At 68.3% G+C, this 15,752-nt stretch carries 13 protein-coding genes; 2 read left to right on the top strand and 11 right to left on the bottom strand.

The genetic code is table 11. The features are described 5' to 3' along the window. Window positions 1-2: 2 nt before the first annotated feature. From G524_RS0112875 to G524_RS0112865, 3 genes are read right to left on the bottom strand one after another with little or no spacing between them, the layout of a single operon-like run. Entirely contained in the window at window positions 3-953 is a 951-nt protein-coding gene (locus G524_RS0112875; protein WP_027444051.1) for an MlaD family protein, read from the bottom strand. 39 nt (window positions 954-992) lie between these two features. Then, complete coding sequence (locus G524_RS0112870) at window positions 993-1,826, bottom strand: ABC transporter ATP-binding protein (RefSeq protein ID WP_027444050.1); 834 nt, start codon at window positions 1,824-1,826, stop codon at window positions 993-995. A 3-nt stretch (window positions 1,827-1,829) separates the two neighbouring features. Beyond that, window positions 1,830-2,945 carry an ABC transporter permease gene (locus G524_RS0112865; protein WP_027444049.1) on the bottom strand — a complete coding sequence of 372 codons (1,116 nt, stop codon included), beginning with the start codon at window positions 2,943-2,945 and terminating at the stop codon, window positions 1,830-1,832. Between the two features lie 122 nt (window positions 2,946-3,067). On the opposite strand from G524_RS0112865, the gene G524_RS0112860 reads away from it, so the two are divergent. Continuing rightward, window positions 3,068-5,812: a valine--tRNA ligase gene (locus G524_RS0112860; protein WP_027444048.1), complete on the top strand. Its 2,745-nt coding sequence runs from the start codon at window positions 3,068-3,070 to the stop codon at window positions 5,810-5,812. A 3-nt stretch (window positions 5,813-5,815) separates the two neighbouring features. Here G524_RS0112860 and G524_RS0112855 read toward each other — a convergent pair whose 3' ends face one another. Together G524_RS0112855 and G524_RS0112850 are read right to left on the bottom strand one after the other, a co-directional pair. After that, the gene (locus G524_RS0112855; RefSeq protein ID WP_027444047.1) at window positions 5,816-6,904 is read right to left on the bottom strand and encodes an Rv3169 family protein; all 1,089 of its coding nucleotides are present in this window, start codon (window positions 6,902-6,904) and stop codon (window positions 5,816-5,818) included. A 4-nt stretch (window positions 6,905-6,908) separates the two neighbouring features. Then, the gene (locus G524_RS0112850) at window positions 6,909-7,958 is read right to left on the bottom strand and encodes a phosphotransferase family protein (protein ID WP_027444046.1); all 1,050 of its coding nucleotides are present in this window, start codon (window positions 7,956-7,958) and stop codon (window positions 6,909-6,911) included. 130 nt (window positions 7,959-8,088) lie between these two features. Here G524_RS0112850 and G524_RS0112845 point away from each other — a divergent pair, with 130 nt between their 5' ends. Continuing rightward, entirely contained in the window at window positions 8,089-8,823 is a 735-nt protein-coding gene (locus G524_RS0112845; protein WP_027444045.1) for a 7-carboxy-7-deazaguanine synthase QueE, read from the top strand. Between the two features lie 114 nt (window positions 8,824-8,937). Here G524_RS0112845 and G524_RS0112840 read toward each other — a convergent pair whose 3' ends face one another. From G524_RS0112840 to G524_RS0112815, 6 genes are all read right to left on the bottom strand, one after another. Then, entirely contained in the window at window positions 8,938-10,641 is a 1,704-nt protein-coding gene (locus G524_RS0112840) for an ATP-binding protein (protein ID WP_027444044.1), read from the bottom strand. 96 nt (window positions 10,642-10,737) lie between these two features. Beyond that, on the bottom strand, window positions 10,738-11,496 hold the full coding sequence (locus tag G524_RS0112835; RefSeq protein WP_156894105.1) for a TIGR02186 family protein: 759 nt from the start codon (window positions 11,494-11,496) through the stop codon (window positions 10,738-10,740). Between the two features lie 49 nt (window positions 11,497-11,545). Beyond that, on the bottom strand, window positions 11,546-12,460 hold the full coding sequence (locus G524_RS0112830; protein ID WP_027444042.1) for a sulfite exporter TauE/SafE family protein: 915 nt from the start codon (window positions 12,458-12,460) through the stop codon (window positions 11,546-11,548). A 79-nt stretch (window positions 12,461-12,539) separates the two neighbouring features. Further along, window positions 12,540-13,745, bottom strand: a complete 1,206-nt coding sequence (locus G524_RS0112825) for a hypothetical protein (RefSeq protein ID WP_027444041.1) — start codon at window positions 13,743-13,745, stop codon at window positions 12,540-12,542. Between the two features lie 13 nt (window positions 13,746-13,758). Beyond that, window positions 13,759-15,180, bottom strand: a complete 1,422-nt coding sequence (locus G524_RS0112820) for a glycosyl transferase family protein (protein WP_027444040.1) — start codon at window positions 15,178-15,180, stop codon at window positions 13,759-13,761. 121 nt (window positions 15,181-15,301) lie between these two features. After that, window positions 15,302-15,739, bottom strand: coding sequence for a VOC family protein (locus tag G524_RS0112815; protein ID WP_027444039.1), 438 nt, complete (start codon window positions 15,737-15,739; stop codon window positions 15,302-15,304). Between the last annotated feature and the right edge of the window lie 13 nt (window positions 15,740-15,752).

The raw sequence follows: 15,752 nt of genomic DNA, 5'->3' as shown, positions 1-15,752 counted from the left end.
TCTCATCTCGGCTTGTAATCGGGCAGCGACTTGCCGCCGATCAGCGCGCCGGCCCCTTCGCTTTCGAGCTTCTCGGTGATCGCGCGCAGGGCCCGGCTGGTGGCGCGCAGATCCTGCAGCGTCGCCTCGGCATTGGGCAGCGTGGTCTCGCGCAGTTGGCGCGCGGCGGGGCGGGTGTCCTCGAGCGTGGCGGCGAGCGAGGCGAGCGCGGCATTGGCCGATTTGAGCGTCGCGCGCAGCTCGCGCGCCAGCGGCTCGCCCTCGCGGGTGACGAGGCCATCGGTGCTGAGCGCCAGCTTCTCCACCGCATCGAGCGTCTGGTTGAACTCGGCAATGGCGCCGCGGAAATCCTTGAGGTTCTGCTCAAGCTCGGGGGTGGCATTGGCAAGCCCCCCGGTGAGGCGATTGGTGTTGCGCAGGATCGCGGCGATCTCCTCTTGGTTTTCCGGCCCGAGGATGGTGTTCAACTGCTCGGTCAGCGTCGCCAGCCGCTCGAGCAGCAGCGGGGCATTGGCGACGATCTCGCCAAAGCCGCCGCGCCCGGGCGGGATCACTGGGCGACCTTCGGGGCAGGCGGTGGTCTCGCAGGTGATCGGCGGATTGTCCTTGCGCGCCCCGTCGAGGAGGATCGTCGAAACCCCGGTGAAGCTCGCCTGGATGGTGGCCTGGGTGCCGACGAGGATCGGCACGTCCTGTTTCACCTTGATGCGCACCCGCACGAATTCGGGGTTGCCCTTGGCCAGCGCGATCTCGGTCACCTGACCCACCGGCACCCCGGCAAAGGTCACCTGGCTGCCATTGGCCAGGCCCGAGACCGACTGGTTGTAGAAGATGTCATATTCATCCTGCGCGCCCTGGCCGAGCCGCGCGATCCAGACGATGAAGGCTGCCAGAGCCGCCAGCAACACCAGCGTCACCGCCCCGACCCACAGATGATTGGCTCTGGTTTCCATGGCGTTCCTATGCGGCGCGGGTGTGGGGCTTGTCCATGCCTAACCGTCTGTGCGGCCATGGGCGGTTACGGCGGCGTGGGCGGCTTGGGCGGCCCCGGCGGCGCGCCCGCGCGGGCCGCCGAAATATTCCTCGATCCAGGGGTGGCCGGTGGCGATGAGTTCGGGGATCGTGCCCACCGCGATGATGCGCTTGTCCGCGATCACCGCCACCCTGTCACAGATTTCATAAAGCGTATCGAGATCGTGGGTGATGAGGAACACGGTAAGGCCCAGGGTCTCCTTGAGCTCGCGGGTCAGCCGGTCGAAATTGGCCGCGCCAATGGGATCGAGCCCGGCGGTGGGCTCGTCGAGGAACAGCAGTTCGGGATCGAGCGCGAGCGCCCGCGCGAGGCCGGCGCGCTTCTTCATCCCGCCCGAAAGCTCGGCCGGATACTTGGCCACCGCGCTTTCGGGCAGGCCGGCCAGGATGACCTTGTAGCGCGCGATCTGCTGGCGCAATTCGGTGCTGAGGTCAGGGTAATATTTGCGCAGCGGCACCTCGACATTCTCGCCCACCGTCAGGGTGGAGAACAGCGCCCCGCCCTGGAACAGCACCCCCCAGCGGCGCCGCACGCCGACGCCCTGTTCGAGATCGATCTCGGTGATGGTGTGGCCGAGCACGTCGATCCGCCCCGCCGCCGGGCGCTGCAAGCCGATGATCGAGCGCATCAGCACCGATTTGCCCGAACCCGAACCGCCCACCACGCCCAAGATCTCGCCGCGCCTGACGGTAAGGTCGAGGCCCTCGTGCACGGTGAAATCGCCAAAACGGTTGACCAGCCCCTCGATCACGATCGGCGGGGCCTCATCCTCGGGGCGGGCGGCAACGCGCATGGCTCAGCCCCATCCCACTTCGGTGAAGAACACCGCAAAGAAGGCATCGAGCACGATCACCGCGAAGATCGCCGAGACCACCGCCATGGTGGTGCGGCGCCCGACTTCTTCCGAATTGCCGCGCACCTGCATCCCGTTGTAGCACCCGGCGAGCGCCACGATCAGGCCGAACACCGGCGCCTTGATGAGGCCCACCCACAGATCGTGTTCGGGCACCACTTCCTGGATCCGGGCGATGAAGGTCCAGAACGGGATGCCGAGCGCGAACTGGCCCACCACCGCCCCGCCGATGATCGCCACCAGCGCGGAATAGAACCCCAGCAGCACCATCATGAAGGTGGCGGCAAGGATGCGCGGGATCACCAGCGCCTCGATCGGCGAGATGCCGATGGTGCGCATCGCGTCGATCTCCTCGGTCAGCTTCATCGTGCCAAGCTGTGCGGCAAAGGCGCTGCCCGAACGGCCGGCAACCATGATCGCGGTCATCAGCACGCCCAGTTCGCGCAGGGTGATGCGCCCGACGAGGTTGACGGTGAGCGCCTCGGCCCCGAACTGTTCGAGTTGCACCGAGCCTTGCTGGGCGATGACGATGCCGATGAGAAAGCTCATCAGGCCGATGATCGGCAGGGCGGTAACCCCCACCAGCTCCATCTGGTGCACCAGCGCGGTGAGCGGAAAGCGCGAGGGCCGGCGCAAAAGGTTGCCCGCCCCGATGAGGATCTGGCCAATAAAGCCGACCACCCCGATCACGCCGCTGCGCGCGGCAAAGACCTGCTCCCCCAGCGCCAGCGGCACGCGCTCCCACACCGGCGGGCGCGGCGGCCCCATCGCCCCTTCGGGCGAAATCCCGCGCACCGCGGCAAGCAGCCGCTCGGCCGCCTCGCTGGCGCCGGCGATCTCGGCGCCGTGATCGCGCGCCAGGCGGCACACCACCCAGGCGCCGACCGTGTCGATCTCTTCCACCGCGGCAAGGTCGATCGCGGCGATGGGGCCGGCAAGACCGGCAAGCGCGGGTTCGATCGCGGCCATGTGGCGCAAGGTCAGCTGGCCGGTGAGCACCAGCCGCGCGCCGCTGCCTTCCCCCTCCCCCTCAAGCGAATATTGCGCGGCTGCCTCCATTGCCCCAAGCCTATGCGGGGATTTTGCCCGCCCGGCAAGGCTCTCGCGCCCCTTGCGCCCGGCGCGGGGGCAATCGCAGCGATTGCATCGCGCCGAGGCTGCTGGCATGGCGCTCGGCCATCATGACCGTAAGCAATCCCCAACCCCTGCCCACCACCTTCGATCCGGCTGCCATCGAGGCGCGCTGGTATCAGCATTGGGAGACGAAGGGCCTGTTCCGCCCCCATCGGCCCGAGGCCGAGCCCTTCACCATCGTCAACCCCCCGCCCAATGTCACCGGCTCGCTCCATATCGGCCACGCGCTCGACAACACGCTGCAGGACGTGGTGATCCGCTATGAACGCCTGCGCGGCAAGGATGCGCTGTGGGTGGTGGGCACCGATCACGCCGGGATCGCCACGCAGATGGTGGTCGAGCGCCAGCTCGAAGCGCAGCAGGACAAGCGCACCAACTATACGCGCGAAGATTTCATCGCCAAGGTCTGGGCGTGGAAGGAGGAAAGCGGCGGCACCATCACCCGCCAGCTGCGGCGGCTGGGCTGTTCGATGGACTGGAGCCGCGAGCAGTTCACCATGGACCCGCATTTCACCCGGGCGGTCATCAAGACCTTCGTTGATCTTTACAGGGATGGCCTGATCTACCGCGACAAGCGGCTGGTGAACTGGGACCCCAAGCTCAAGACCGCGATCAGCGATCTCGAGGTCGAAACCCAGACCATCCCTGGCCATTTCTGGCGCTTCAAATATCCGCTCGCCGATGGCGCGCGCACCGAGGCCGGGGCCGATCACCTGATTGTCGCCACCACGCGGCCCGAAACCATGCTCGCCGACATGGCGGTGGCGGTGCACCCGGCGGACGAACGCTACCAGAGCGTCATCGGCAAGCACATCATCCTGCCGATCACCGGGCGGCGCGTGCCCGTCATCGCCGATGAACATGCCGATCCCGAATTGGGCTCGGGCTGCGTCAAGATCACGCCGGGGCATGATTTCAACGATTTCGAGGTGGGCAAGCGCGCCGGCATCGCCCCTGCCGCGATGCTCAACATGTTCGACCCGCAAGCCAACGTGTGCCAGACCGCCGATGGCCTGGTGCCGCAGGAGTTCATCGGTCTCCACCGCTTCCGCAAGGACGGGGTGGACGGCGCGCGCGAGCTGGTGGTCAAGCGGATGAAGGAGCTGGGCCTGCTCGTCCCCTTCATCACAAAGGACAAGGACGGAAACGAGATCGCGCTTGATGCCGAACCGCGGCAGATCCCCACCCCCTTTGGCGATCGCGGCGGGGTGGTGATCGAACCGTGGCTGACCGATCAATGGTATGTGAACGCCGCCGAGCTTGCCAAGAAGCCGACCGAAGCGGTGCGCCGCGGCGATATCGAGATCGTGCCCAGGAGCTGGGAGAAGACCTTCTTCAACTGGATGGAGAACATCCAGCCCTGGTGCATCAGCCGGCAATTGTGGTGGGGCCACCGCATCCCGGCGTGGTTCGATAAGGACGGCAAGATCTATGTGGCCGAGAGCGCCGAGGAAGCACAGCAACAGGCCGGCGAGGGCGTTGCCCTGCGGCAGGACGAGGACGTGCTCGACACCTGGTTCTCCTCGGCGCTGTGGCCCTTTGCCACGCTCGGCTGGCCCGAGGCCGATGCCCCGCTTCTCCAGCGCCACTATCCCAATTCGCTGCTCATCTCCGGCTTTGACATCCTGTTCTTCTGGGATGCGCGGATGATGATGATGGGCTTCTATCACCTCGACAAACGCCCGTGGGACAGGCTCTATCTCCACGGCCTGGTGCGCGCCGCCGATGGCGCCAAGATGTCGAAATCCAAGGGCAATGTCGTCGATCCCCTGGGCCTGATCGACAAATATGGCGCCGATGCCTTGCGCTTCTTCATGGCGGCGATGGAAAGCCAGGGCCGCGACATCAAGATGGATGAGAAGCGGGTTGAAGGCTATCGCAACTTTGCCACCAAGCTGTGGAACGCGGCGCGCTTCTGCCAGGCCAATGGCATCGGCGCCTCTGCCAGCATCGCCGCGCCCCCGGCCCGGCTTGCCGCCAACCAGTGGATCATCGGCGAGGTGGCGGCCTGCGCCGCGGCGATCGAGGCGGCCATGGCCGAGCTGCGCTTCGACAATGCCGCCAATGCCATCTACCAGTTCACCTGGTCGAAGTTCTGCGACTGGTATCTTGAACTCATCAAGCCGGTCTTCGCAGGAGACCCCGACAGCCCCGCAGCGCTGGAGACCCGCAGCGTGGCCGGCTGGGCCTTGGACCAGATCCTGGTGATGCTCCACCCCTTCATGCCCTTCATCACCGAGGAGCTTTGGCACAGGTTGGGCGCGCGCGAATATGAGCTGATCGTGGCCAAATGGCCCGCGCCGCAAGCCGAGGTGAGCAGGGAGGCGACCGAGGCGATCGACTGGGTGATCGAGCTTACCACCAACACCCGTTCGGCCCGGGCCGAACTCGGCATCGCCCCCGGGGCCAAGCTTGCCGCCTATATTGCCGAGCCGTCGCCGGTGGCATCGCGCACCATCGCGCGCTCGGCAGCGGCGATCGAGCGGCTGGCGCGGCTGGCGCCGGTGACGATCGGCGCTGCCCCGCCCGGTGCGGCGATGCAGGTGATCGCGGGCGAAGATGTGTTCATCATCCCGCTCGAAGGGGTGATCGACATCGCCGCGGAAAAGGCCCGGCTCGAAAAGGCGCTTGCCGCCTCGCAGAAGGAAGCGAGGTCCCTCGAAGGCCGGCTTGCCAACCCCGCCTTTGTCGAGCGGGCAGCGCCGCAGGCGGTGGACAAGGCGCGCGCCGATCTGGCCCATCACCAGGGCGAGATCGCGCGGCTCACCGCGGCGCTCGCCCGGCTCGGCTAGGGCTCAGGCCGGCGTGGCAAGCCCCGCAAGGCCAAGCGGGGCATAGTCGCCGATCGCCAGCTGCTCGAACACGCCGAGGCCCGCCTCGCCCCCCGGCCCCGTCACCCGGCAGAGCATCTGCACGTGGAGATTGTCGGGCCGGGAGGGGTCGATCGCGGCGAGATCAATATCCTCGCGCTCCACCGCCAGCGGCCCATGGTCAAGCCCGTGGCCCCAGGTGGGCGAGGTGTAGCCCAGCCCGCGCATCTGGAAGCGCGCCAGCGGCGCGAGCACAAAGCGCTCTGGCCCGATCACCAGCTCGCCCCCCGCCGGCCAGCGCGTGCCCGGGGCAAGCCGGGTTTCCATGCGCGCGGCATGGGTTTCGACAAAGCCTTCCGGCCCCGCGCCATCGGGGGCGATCACCGCGCGGGTGTTCCACGCCGTGCCATCGGCATGGGCGTTCACGTGGAAGAACAGGCTGCGCTGCGGCAGGTTGATCGGGGTCCATTGCCAGAAGAACTGCGGCAAGGCGCGCCCCGCAAATTGGGGATCGGGCGCGCCCACCGGGCGCACCCCCCAGCTGCGATCGCGCGTGCCCATGGTGCCGGGGGCGAGCACCGTGCGCGCGCCATCGACCGCGATCCAGCCTTCATAATGGCCGTTCTGGGTGAGGCGGGTGTAATCCATCACCGTGCGCGCCCCCACCCGAAAGGTGAAGCGCGGCTCCTCGATCGGGAAGGCGCGCCCCGTGAAGGTGAGATCGGCGGCGATCCCCTCGCCATCGACGATCACCCGCAAGCGCCGCAGCGGCGCGATGACCTCGATGCGGATCGGCCCGCAGGCAAGCTCCATCCGCTCCATGCCGAGCCGGCGGCTGGCATGGAGGCAATGCTGCACGGCCCCGCCATCGCCTTGCCCGCGCACCGCGCAGAAATGGGCATCGGCGACATCGAGATGGGGATAGACCCCGAAGGCCACGGCAAAAAAGCCGCTGCCATCGGGCGCATAGCCGTTGAAGAAATAGCGATCGTAGAAATTGCGATCGCTGCCGGCATAGGCAATCGGATCGGCGGTCTGGTGGATCGGGTAATCATCGCCGCGGGTCAGCACCATCGCATCATCCTTTCTTCAAGCGGGCGAGGCTGCCATGTTCGAGGCACAGGCCGCAGGCCCCGCGCGCCATCGAGAGGAAATTGGCATCGCCCCTTTGGGTGCGCTCCACGAAGGCGGCGCTGAACACCGCGGTCGAAACCCCGTGGAGCGCGCCGAGCACATAATCCTCCCAGATATCGTCAAGGCTGATCGCCACCCCGCGCGCGCGCATTTCGGCGCAGTAGAGTTCAAGCAATTCGCGCTCATGCGCGCGGCGCAAGGCATTGCCGATCCCGCAGCCGAGGAAATAGCCGATATCGGTAAGGCCATTGCCGATGGTGAGCGTCTGCCAGTCGAGCACCGCCAGCGGCTCGGCCCCGCCCTTGATGTCAAACAGGACATTGTCGAGGCGGAAATCGCCGTGGACGAGGCTGATGGTCTCGCCGTGCCGCTCGGTGCTGGCGGTGATCTCGGCCAGTTCCTCGCACAGGGCCATGTATTCAGGCTCGAGAACATCGCGGTAGCGTTCGCGGAACACCGCCTGGGCCTGAGGGTAGAGCGCCCTCACCCGGGCCGCGGCCTCGGGATCGGGCTGGAGCCAATCAAGCCCGAGGATCGCCGGATTGTGCCAGCTTGGCGCGTGGAGCGCGGCGGCCGCCTTTACCACCTCGCGCGCCTCGGCAGGGGTGCAGCCGGCGATCTGGTTGCCCCCGCGCGCAGGCCCCAGATCCTCGAAGATCAGGCAGAAGCTTGCCCCATCATCGGCGATTTCAGCCAGGAGCACGCGCGGGGTGCGGATCGGCAGCTGCGGGGCGAGCGTGCGGTAGAAGCGCACTTCCTTGGCATAGAGCCCGAGCATCGCCGCGGTCGAACGGCTGGTGGGATCGGCCGCGGCAAACTTGCCCGCCAGCGTCATGGGCGCCTCGCCCTCGCCCATGTCGAGGGTGAAGCGCACCGAATCGCCCACCTGGCCGGTGCCGATCGGCTCCCAGCGCACCGCGCGCGGCACCCGCCCGAGCAGAGCGCCCCACCACGCGAGCGTGATCTCCTCCGGATGCGCCGGAAATGCGTCCATCTTTCCCTCTCCCGGCGCCAAGCGATAGAAAGCACCGCAGGGAAGGGCAATGGCCTTGCCGGGGGGAAGGGCCACGGCGCACGGGCCGGGCGCCCTTCCCGCAGGCGCGCTTTCGTGCAAGGGGATGCGCGTGAAACTCGTTCTTGCCACGGATGATACCGGCGCGCCGGAAATCTTTGCCTCGCTCCAGGGCGAAGGCCAAAGCATGGGCATGCCGGTCGCCTTCGTGCGGCTGTCGCGCTGCAACCTTGCCTGCACCTGGTGCGACACCGCCTACACCTGGCGCTTTACCGGCGACAACCGCCCGCACCGCAGCGCGATCGCCTATGATCGCAAGGCCAATCAGGTCAGCCTCACCCCCGAGGAGGCCGCCGCGCGCATCGCCGCGCTGGGGCAAAGGCGCCTGGTCATCACCGGGGGCGAGCCGCTGCTCCAGGCCCCGGCGCTGGCCGCGATGCTCAAGCATCTGCCGGCAATCGCGGTGGAGATCGAGACCAATGGCACGATTGCCCCGCCGCCGCGGCTCGATGTCTGGATCGATCAATACAATGTCAGCCCCAAGCTGGCCCACAGCGGCAACCCGGCAGCGCTTGCCCTCATCCCCGAGCGGCTCGATGCCTGGGCCGCTGAGCCGCGCGCCTTCTTCAAGTTCGTGATTGCCGCGCCCGAGGATGTCGCCGAGGTGCTGGCGCTCAAGGCGCGCCATGGCCTTGCCGCAGAGCGCATCTTCCTGATGGCCGAGGGCACCGACAGCGCCGCCCTGCGCGCGCGCCAGGCGTGGCTATCCGAGCTGTGCTGCAAGCATGGCCTGAGGATGAGCGACCGGCTGCACATCCACCTCTACGGGGATAGGCGCGGGACATAGCCAGAACGGAGCTGGACATCGGTTGCAAAGCAACCGCAAGGGCGACCGCCCGCCCGCAGGCGCCCGTAGCGCAGCTGAGGAATAGCGCCGAGAATGCAGGCGCGGATGCGTCTGCTAACCTTGAGAACGCCAGCGCATCACCACCCGCTCGACCAGTTCCTCCTCGCCGCCGCTCTGGCTCCACAATTCGACGAAGCTCGGGTCTTCCGAGGCCGGGCGCTTGTGTTCCTCGAGATTGTCGAAGGCCACCCGGATCGGGATCGCCACGCCCTCGCCGCAGATGATGCATTCGCGGTTCCTGAGCGCGGGGATCGAATCGAGAAAGCCGCGCGCGCCTTCGGGCATGGCGGCGCGCACGAAGGCCTGGTCGCGGTCATTGTTGAGCCGCATCGAGATGATCGTGCCGCATTGCGAGAGCACGCCTTCGGCAAGGTCAGACGGGCGCTGGGTGATGAGGCCCAGGCTGATGCCGTATTTGCGCCCTTCCTTGGCGATGCGGCTGAGGATCTTGCCCACCGACGAGCCATCGGCGTTCTTCTCGTTGGGGACATAACGGTGCGCTTCCTCGCACACCAGCAGCACCGGGCGGGTCTTGTCCTCGCGCCCCCAGATGGCAAAATCGAACACCAGGCGGCTGAGCACCGCCACCACCGTGGCGGTGATGTCGGACGGCACGCCCGAGACATCGATGATCGAGATCGGCTTGCCGTTGCCGGGCATGCGGAACACCTTGCTGATGAAATCGACCATGGTGTCGCCCACCAGCATGCCTGAGAACATGAACTGGTAGCGCGGATCGGCCTTGATCTCGTCAAGCTTGGTCTTGATCCGCATGTAGGGCGCGCTCGAGGTGGCCTTGTCGAGCTTGCCCATTTCGTCCTGGAGGATGTTGCCGAAATCCGAGAGCAGATAGGGAATGGGCGAATCCACCGTGATCTTGCCCATGGTCTGCGCGAGGCGGTTCTTCTGCCGCGCGGCGAGCAGGCACTTGGCGAGGATGTCGGCATCGACCTGGCGCTCGTTGCCGCTGCTGCTGAGCAGCACCTCGCAATGTTCCTCGAAGTTCATCAGCCAATAGGGCATCTGCAGGTTGGAAACGTCGAGGATCTGCCCCGTGGTGCGGAAGGCGGCGGAATATTCGCCGTGGGGGTCGATCATCACGATATGGCCCTTGGGGGCAGCCTCGCAGATGCGGTGGAGGATCAGCGCGGCGCTGGTCGATTTGCCGGTGCCGGTGGAACCCAGCAGGGCAAAGTGCTTGCCCAGCATCGCATCGATATAAAGGCCGGCGCGGATATCCTTGGTGGGAAAGACCTTGCCGATGGTGATCGAGGCGCGCCCGTCGCTGGCATAGATCTGTTCAAGGTCGCGGGTGGTGCAGGGATAGATCATCGCCCCCGGGATCGGATAGCGCGTGACCCCGCGCTTGAACCCGTGGATGCGCCCGGTGAGCCGTTCCTCGCCCCCTTCGCCGAGAAAGTCGATATGGGCGATGATCCCGCCCTCGGTGCGGCGATCCTTGCGCTGGTCGCGCACGCTGGCAAGCAGCCAGGCATCGCCGACGCGGATCTTGATCTGGCTGCCGACCTGGCCGGCCATCTGCACCGCCGGATCGCTATCGGCCATGCATTCGTTGATGCGTTGCAGATCGAGCGCGATCTGCGAGCCGGAGCCGGAAATCTCGAGCACCACGCCGATTGGCAGGCGGGCATTGTCGGGCGCGGTGCGGCTGGCGCTGGCCGGCGCCGGGGATGGCGCCTCACCCAGCGGCTCGGGGCCGGTGAACCGCTCGAAATCCTGCCTGGGGTGATCGGTCATCTATGCGCCCTGTCCCGTGATCCCGTTCCTAATGGGGCGGGATTAGGCGGGGTTGGGTTAAGATCGGGTCAATGCCGCGGACTCGCGGGCGGTGCTTCACACCCGGGCGAACAGGCGCCCGGCAAGCCACCCCATGCCGAGCGAGAGCGCAATCGCGCCAAGCCCATAGAAGAACGACCAGCGCTGCGCGGCGGCCACCACCTGGCCTTCAAACCCGGTCTTGACCACCTCGATCCGGGCGGTGGCGCTGGCGAGCACCCGGCCGCGGGCGATAGCGAAGGTCTCGGCGGTGTAGCGCCCGGTGGTGACGTTGGAGGGCAGATCGATGCGGGCCTGGTAGAGCACCTTCTCGCGGATCGTCACCCCGCGCGGGTTTTCCTGATACAGCCCCTGGCGCCGCCGCAGCTCGACCAGCCCGTGGGCAAAGCGCGCCTGTTCTTCCGGATCGATCAGCCCCGAGGGCGAAAGCTGGATGAAATCGGTGCCCAGCTCATAAATCGCCGCGGTGCGTTCATCGACGATTTCGCGCACCGGGCGCGAGGAGGCGACCGCGAAGAAGGCAGGTGCGGAGCGAAAATCGCTCGACCCGGCGTTCATCCAGATGCCGGCAATGCGCGCCTTCTCGCGGATGCGCACCGGCTCGGTCGGGCCCTTGAGCACCACCACGATGTCATAATCGCCCGCGCGCGCGGCGCCGCCCGGCCCGATCACCGCGCCGTAGAGCAGCAGCCGCGCCCCGGTGAAGCCCTGGCGCACCTCGATGCGCGACTGGCTGACCGCGGGCACCAGCACCGGCTCGCGCTGGGCGGCGGCCGGCAGGGCGCCGAGCAGCAGCGCGGCGAGCGCGATCAGCACCGCCAGCACCACCAGCCCCAGCCGTACGGCGCCCCTCACTCCGCGCGCCTCACAGCGGGGCCACGGTATAGATCTCGTCGGGCTGGACCCCGAGCCCGTAGAGCATCCTGAGCGCGATCAGCAGCACCAGCGCAGCAAGCGCGAGGCGCAGATATTCGGGCCGCGCCTTCAAGGCGATCTGGGTGCCGAACTGCGCGCCGAGCACCGATCCCAACAGCAGCAGCGCGGCCAGCACCAGATCGACCGCCTTGGTGGTGAGCGCATGGGTCATGGTTGTCACCATGGTCACGAACAGGATCTGATAGAGCGAGGTGCCCACCACCACATTGCCGGCCATGCCGAGGATGTAGAGCATCGCGGGCACCAGCAGGAACCCGCCGCCCACCCCCATCAGCATGGTGAGGATGCCCACCAGCATCCCCAGGATCGCCGGGGCCAGCGGCGAGATGTAGAGGCCCGAGGCATAGAAGCGCCAGCGATAGGGCAGGCTGGCGACCAGCGGATGGTGGCGGCGCTTGCGCACCGGGGCGGCGCTCCCGGCCATGCCCGGGCGGATCGCGCTCAGCGCCTCGCGCATCATCAGGCTGCCGATCGCGCCGAGCATCAGCACGTAGAGGATGTTGATCACCACGTCGATCTGGCCGATCGCCTGGAGCGCGCGGAACAGCGCCGCCCCGATCAGCGCGCCCACCACCCCGCCGGCGACCATCACCGTGCCCATGCGGTAATCCACCCCCTTACGGCGCGAATGGGCGATCACACCCGAAACGCTCGCGCCGGTCACCTGGGTGGCGGCCGAGGCGGCGGCGACCGTGGGGGGGATGCCGTAGAAGATCAGCAAGGGCGTGGTCAGAAACCCGCCGCCGACGCCGAACAGCCCCGAGAGGATCCCCGTCAGCCCGCCCAGCAGCACGATGTAAAGCCCGTTCACCGAGAGATTCGCGATGGGCAGATAGACATCCATGCCCGCCCGATTAGACCAGTGCGCCGGGGGATGAAAGCCGCGGCAGGCAGCTTGTCCGCGAGCGGCGCGGGGGGCGGCTTCAAAAGCTGGTTGAAAGCGTGGCGGCCAGCCCCGATCCGGGGCTGGCCTCGCCCGCCACGCGCGCGCGCCAATCAAACGCCAGCCGCGCCGGGGTCTGGCCGAGCGTGACATCAAGGCGCATGGTCGGACCAAGATCGAGCCGCTGGGCATCCTTTTGCGCCCCGCCCCAGGCGCCAAGGCCAAGGCTGAGCCGCGCCGCATCGTTGGTGAACCCCGCCAGCGCGCGGGCCTCGCGGGTGATCGTCACCTGCCCATCGGCAAAGGGGGTGCTCCCCCGCCCGCCGACCCAGCCGCCCTGGGCATAGGCCTCGAGCCGCGTGCCGAGCGGCAGGGTCTCCGGCGCCAGCTCGGTGACGCCATAGGCCGCCGGGCGCAGGCTGCGGCGCTCAGCACCATCGGTGTAGCGCAGCTCGCCTGCGAGCCGCAGCGGCACGCGCGCCAAGGGCCGGGCCGAGGCGCCGAGGGCCAGCTCGCTCTCGCCGCCGCGCACCAGCGCGCGATAGGCGCGGGCATAGAGCCGCGGATCGCGGGCCGAAGCGCGGGCGAGGCGATAGTCGATGATCGCGCCCATCTGGCTCGCACCATAGATCGGCACCCGCCCTTGCGAGACCGCGCCGGCAGAAGAACCCTGGCGCCACAAGGCCCAGGCCTGTGCCGACCAGCGCCCGCCCGGCGGTGCGGCGCCGCTGCGCCCGCTTGCGGACCCAGCCCCCGGCGGCGCAGGCGGAAGGAAGGGCGGCTGGGCGCCACTTTCCCCCGGGGCCAGCACATAGGAGCCAAGCCCCCGCCCCCGTGCTGCGCCCCCCAGCGCCGCGGCACGCAGCCACATGTGCCCGGCGGCAAGCTCGGCGCTGTCCCATCCTGCCGCGGCGCGCCCTTGCCCCAGCAAGGCGGCGCGGCCTCGCGCAGGCGCTTGCAGCGCGGCCCCGCCCCCCGGCAACCCGGCCAGCCCCGCCACGGCATCCGCGTGCAGCGGCTGGGGCACCCCGAGGGGCATGGGGATGGACGGGGGCAGGATCGGCGGTTCGGGCGAGAAGGGCGCGGGCGCAAACCCGGCCAGCCTTTCGGGGCCTTCCGGCACGGGGGCGGAGGCGAAGGGATCGTGCCACAGCACCGCGCGAGCCGCGCTCCACCCGCCTAGCAGCAGCACGAGCATCGCCAGCGGCCCGCCGCGGCGCCCGGCACTGCCCGCGCGCGCGCTCATGCGCCAGCACCTTTCATGGCGTCGCCTCGGCCAGCGCCGGGCTGGCCGGGTGGCGGGGATGATCGGTCTTGTCCCACACCGCCGCGCGCCCGGCGAGCGTGGCCACATAGGCAAACAGCGCGCGCCGCCCGGCGATGATGGCGATGACATTGGCAAGCGGCAGGCGCAGCACCGCCAGGAGTCCCTCGGCGGCGCCATATTCGCGCGCGGTGAAGGCAAAGCGCAGCGCGATCCGCCAGGCGAGCGACGCGGCATTGACCAGCAGCACCGCGCCCAGCAGCGGGGTGAGCGGCACCGGCCGGGCAAGGCCGAGCGCCAGCGCCAGCCCCTGCACCCCGATGAGCAGCACCAGCACATAGCCAATCAGCAGCACCAGCGCGGTGAGCGGCCCGCGCCGGTCGCGCGCGCGCATCCAGGTCTCCGCCGCCCCGCCCGACCAGCCGAGCCGGTCCCAGCCGTGGAGCGCGATCCCCAGCACCCAGCGGCTCTTTTGCCGCACCGCCGCGCCGAGATTGTCCGGAAAATAGGCGCGGGTGGCAATCAGCCGCCCATCCTCGCCGCGCGCGCGGACGAAGCGGCAGCGCCCGCCTGCCGCGGCGATGGCAAGGCCAAACTCATAATCCTCGGTGAGCGAATCAGCGGCGAAGGGCAGGCCATCACCCTGCCGCGCGGCGAGCCGATCGAGCGCCTCGCGCCTGACCCCGCAGCCCACGCCCGCCCCCGGCACCCCCACCCCCAGGGCATCGCGCAAGACCAGCGCCTTGCCATGAGCCTCGGCAAATTCCTCGCAATAATGCGCGCCCACTTGGCGCGCCATCCAGCCGCTCTCGCGCCCCGGCACCAGCGGCACCACCGGGAGCTGGACGAAATCGGCCCCGGCTTCGATGGTCTCGGCAATCAGGCCGAGCGCCCCGGGATCGACCATGTCCTCGGCATCGTGGAACACGACGAAGCCAAAGCGCACGCCGCTGCGCGCCTCGTCGATCACCAGCGCCTGGTAGAGCCGGTTGAGGCAATCGGCCTTGGTGGTCGGCCCCTCGGCGCCGTGGATCACCAGCCGCAGCCTTTCATCCCCGCGCGCCGCCGCCACCGCCGCCGCCAGCGTTGCCGGATCGTTGCGATAGCAGCCGACATAGAGCCGCAGCCGCTCCTGCGGCCAGCTTGTCAGCAGGTGGCGAATGGTGGCCCCGATCACCGCGGTCTCGCGCCAGGCCGGGATCAGTACCGCCACGGGGCGCTCTGGCTCCAATGCCTGCAGGCCGGCGCGGCTGCGGCGCTCAGTGGGCGCCCGCCCGCGGGCCTTGAACCACAGCCACAGGCCATCGACGAGCAGATCGTCAAAGGCACCGATGAGGAAGAACACCCCGGCAAAGAGCAGCAACTCATGCTGCACCAGCGCTAGCCAATGCCACAGATCCAGCGTTCCGACGGACAAGGCGACCCCCTTCCCCTCAGGCAAGCCGAGAGGTTAGCTTGAGCGGGCCGATCGCGCAATGGCTGCGGCCCAAGGTGCTGCTCGCGGTGATCGGGCCAGCGGCCCCGCCGGCGCGGCGGGCCTACCAGGTGCCGATATTGGGCATGCTCACCCAGGGTTCGGCGGGCGCGAGCCGCCCTTCCTGGAGCAGTTCGACCGAAATGCCATCGGGCGATTTGACAAAGGCCATGTGCCCATCGCGCGGCGGGCGGTGGATGGTGTGCCCCGCATCCATCAGCCGCTGGCAGGTCTCGTAGATATTCTCCACGCGGTAGGCGAGGTGGCCGAAATTGCGCCCGCCGGTATATTCCTCTGGCGCAGAGCCGTCTTCGGGCGGCCAGTTATAGGTCAGCTCCAGTTCGGCCAGCCCCTCCTGCCCCGGCGCGGCAAGGAAGATCAGGGTAAAACGCCCCTCGGCGCTGTCAAAGCGGCGCACCTCCTCAAGCCCGATCAGCTTGAAGAAGGCGATCGTTGCCTCCGGATCGGCAACGCGGATCATGGTGTGGAGATATTTGACCATCAAAACTTCCTTT

Origin of the sequence: Erythrobacter cryptus DSM 12079, assembly GCF_000422985.1 — a bacterium.
Taxonomy (GTDB): Bacteria; Pseudomonadota; Alphaproteobacteria; order Sphingomonadales; family Sphingomonadaceae; genus Erythrobacter; species Erythrobacter cryptus.
This window is presented reverse-complemented; position numbering and strand designations above follow the sequence as displayed.

Coding starts and splice junctions, on each gene's coding strand:
- G524_RS0112865 (WP_027444049.1), bottom strand. CDS start 2,945: ATGGAGGCAGCCGCGCAATATTCGCTTGAGGGGGAGGGGGAAGGCAGC.
- G524_RS0112825 (WP_027444041.1), bottom strand. CDS start 13,745: ATGAGCGCGCGCGCGGGCAGTGCCGGGCGCCGCGGCGGGCCGCTGGCG.
- G524_RS0112870 (WP_027444050.1), bottom strand. CDS start 1,826: ATGCGCGTTGCCGCCCGCCCCGAGGATGAGGCCCCGCCGATCGTGATC.
- G524_RS0112815 (WP_027444039.1), bottom strand. CDS start 15,739: ATGGTCAAATATCTCCACACCATGATCCGCGTTGCCGATCCGGAGGCA.
- G524_RS0112855 (WP_027444047.1), bottom strand. CDS start 6,904: ATGGTGCTGACCCGCGGCGATGATTACCCGATCCACCAGACCGCCGAT.
- G524_RS0112875 (WP_027444051.1), bottom strand. CDS start 953: ATGGAAACCAGAGCCAATCATCTGTGGGTCGGGGCGGTGACGCTGGTG.
- G524_RS0112850 (WP_027444046.1), bottom strand. CDS start 7,958: ATGGACGCATTTCCGGCGCATCCGGAGGAGATCACGCTCGCGTGGTGG.
- G524_RS0112860 (WP_027444048.1), top strand. CDS start 3,068: ATGACCGTAAGCAATCCCCAACCCCTGCCCACCACCTTCGATCCGGCT.
- G524_RS0112830 (WP_027444042.1), bottom strand. CDS start 12,460: ATGGATGTCTATCTGCCCATCGCGAATCTCTCGGTGAACGGGCTTTAC.
- G524_RS0112840 (WP_027444044.1), bottom strand. CDS start 10,641: ATGACCGATCACCCCAGGCAGGATTTCGAGCGGTTCACCGGCCCCGAG.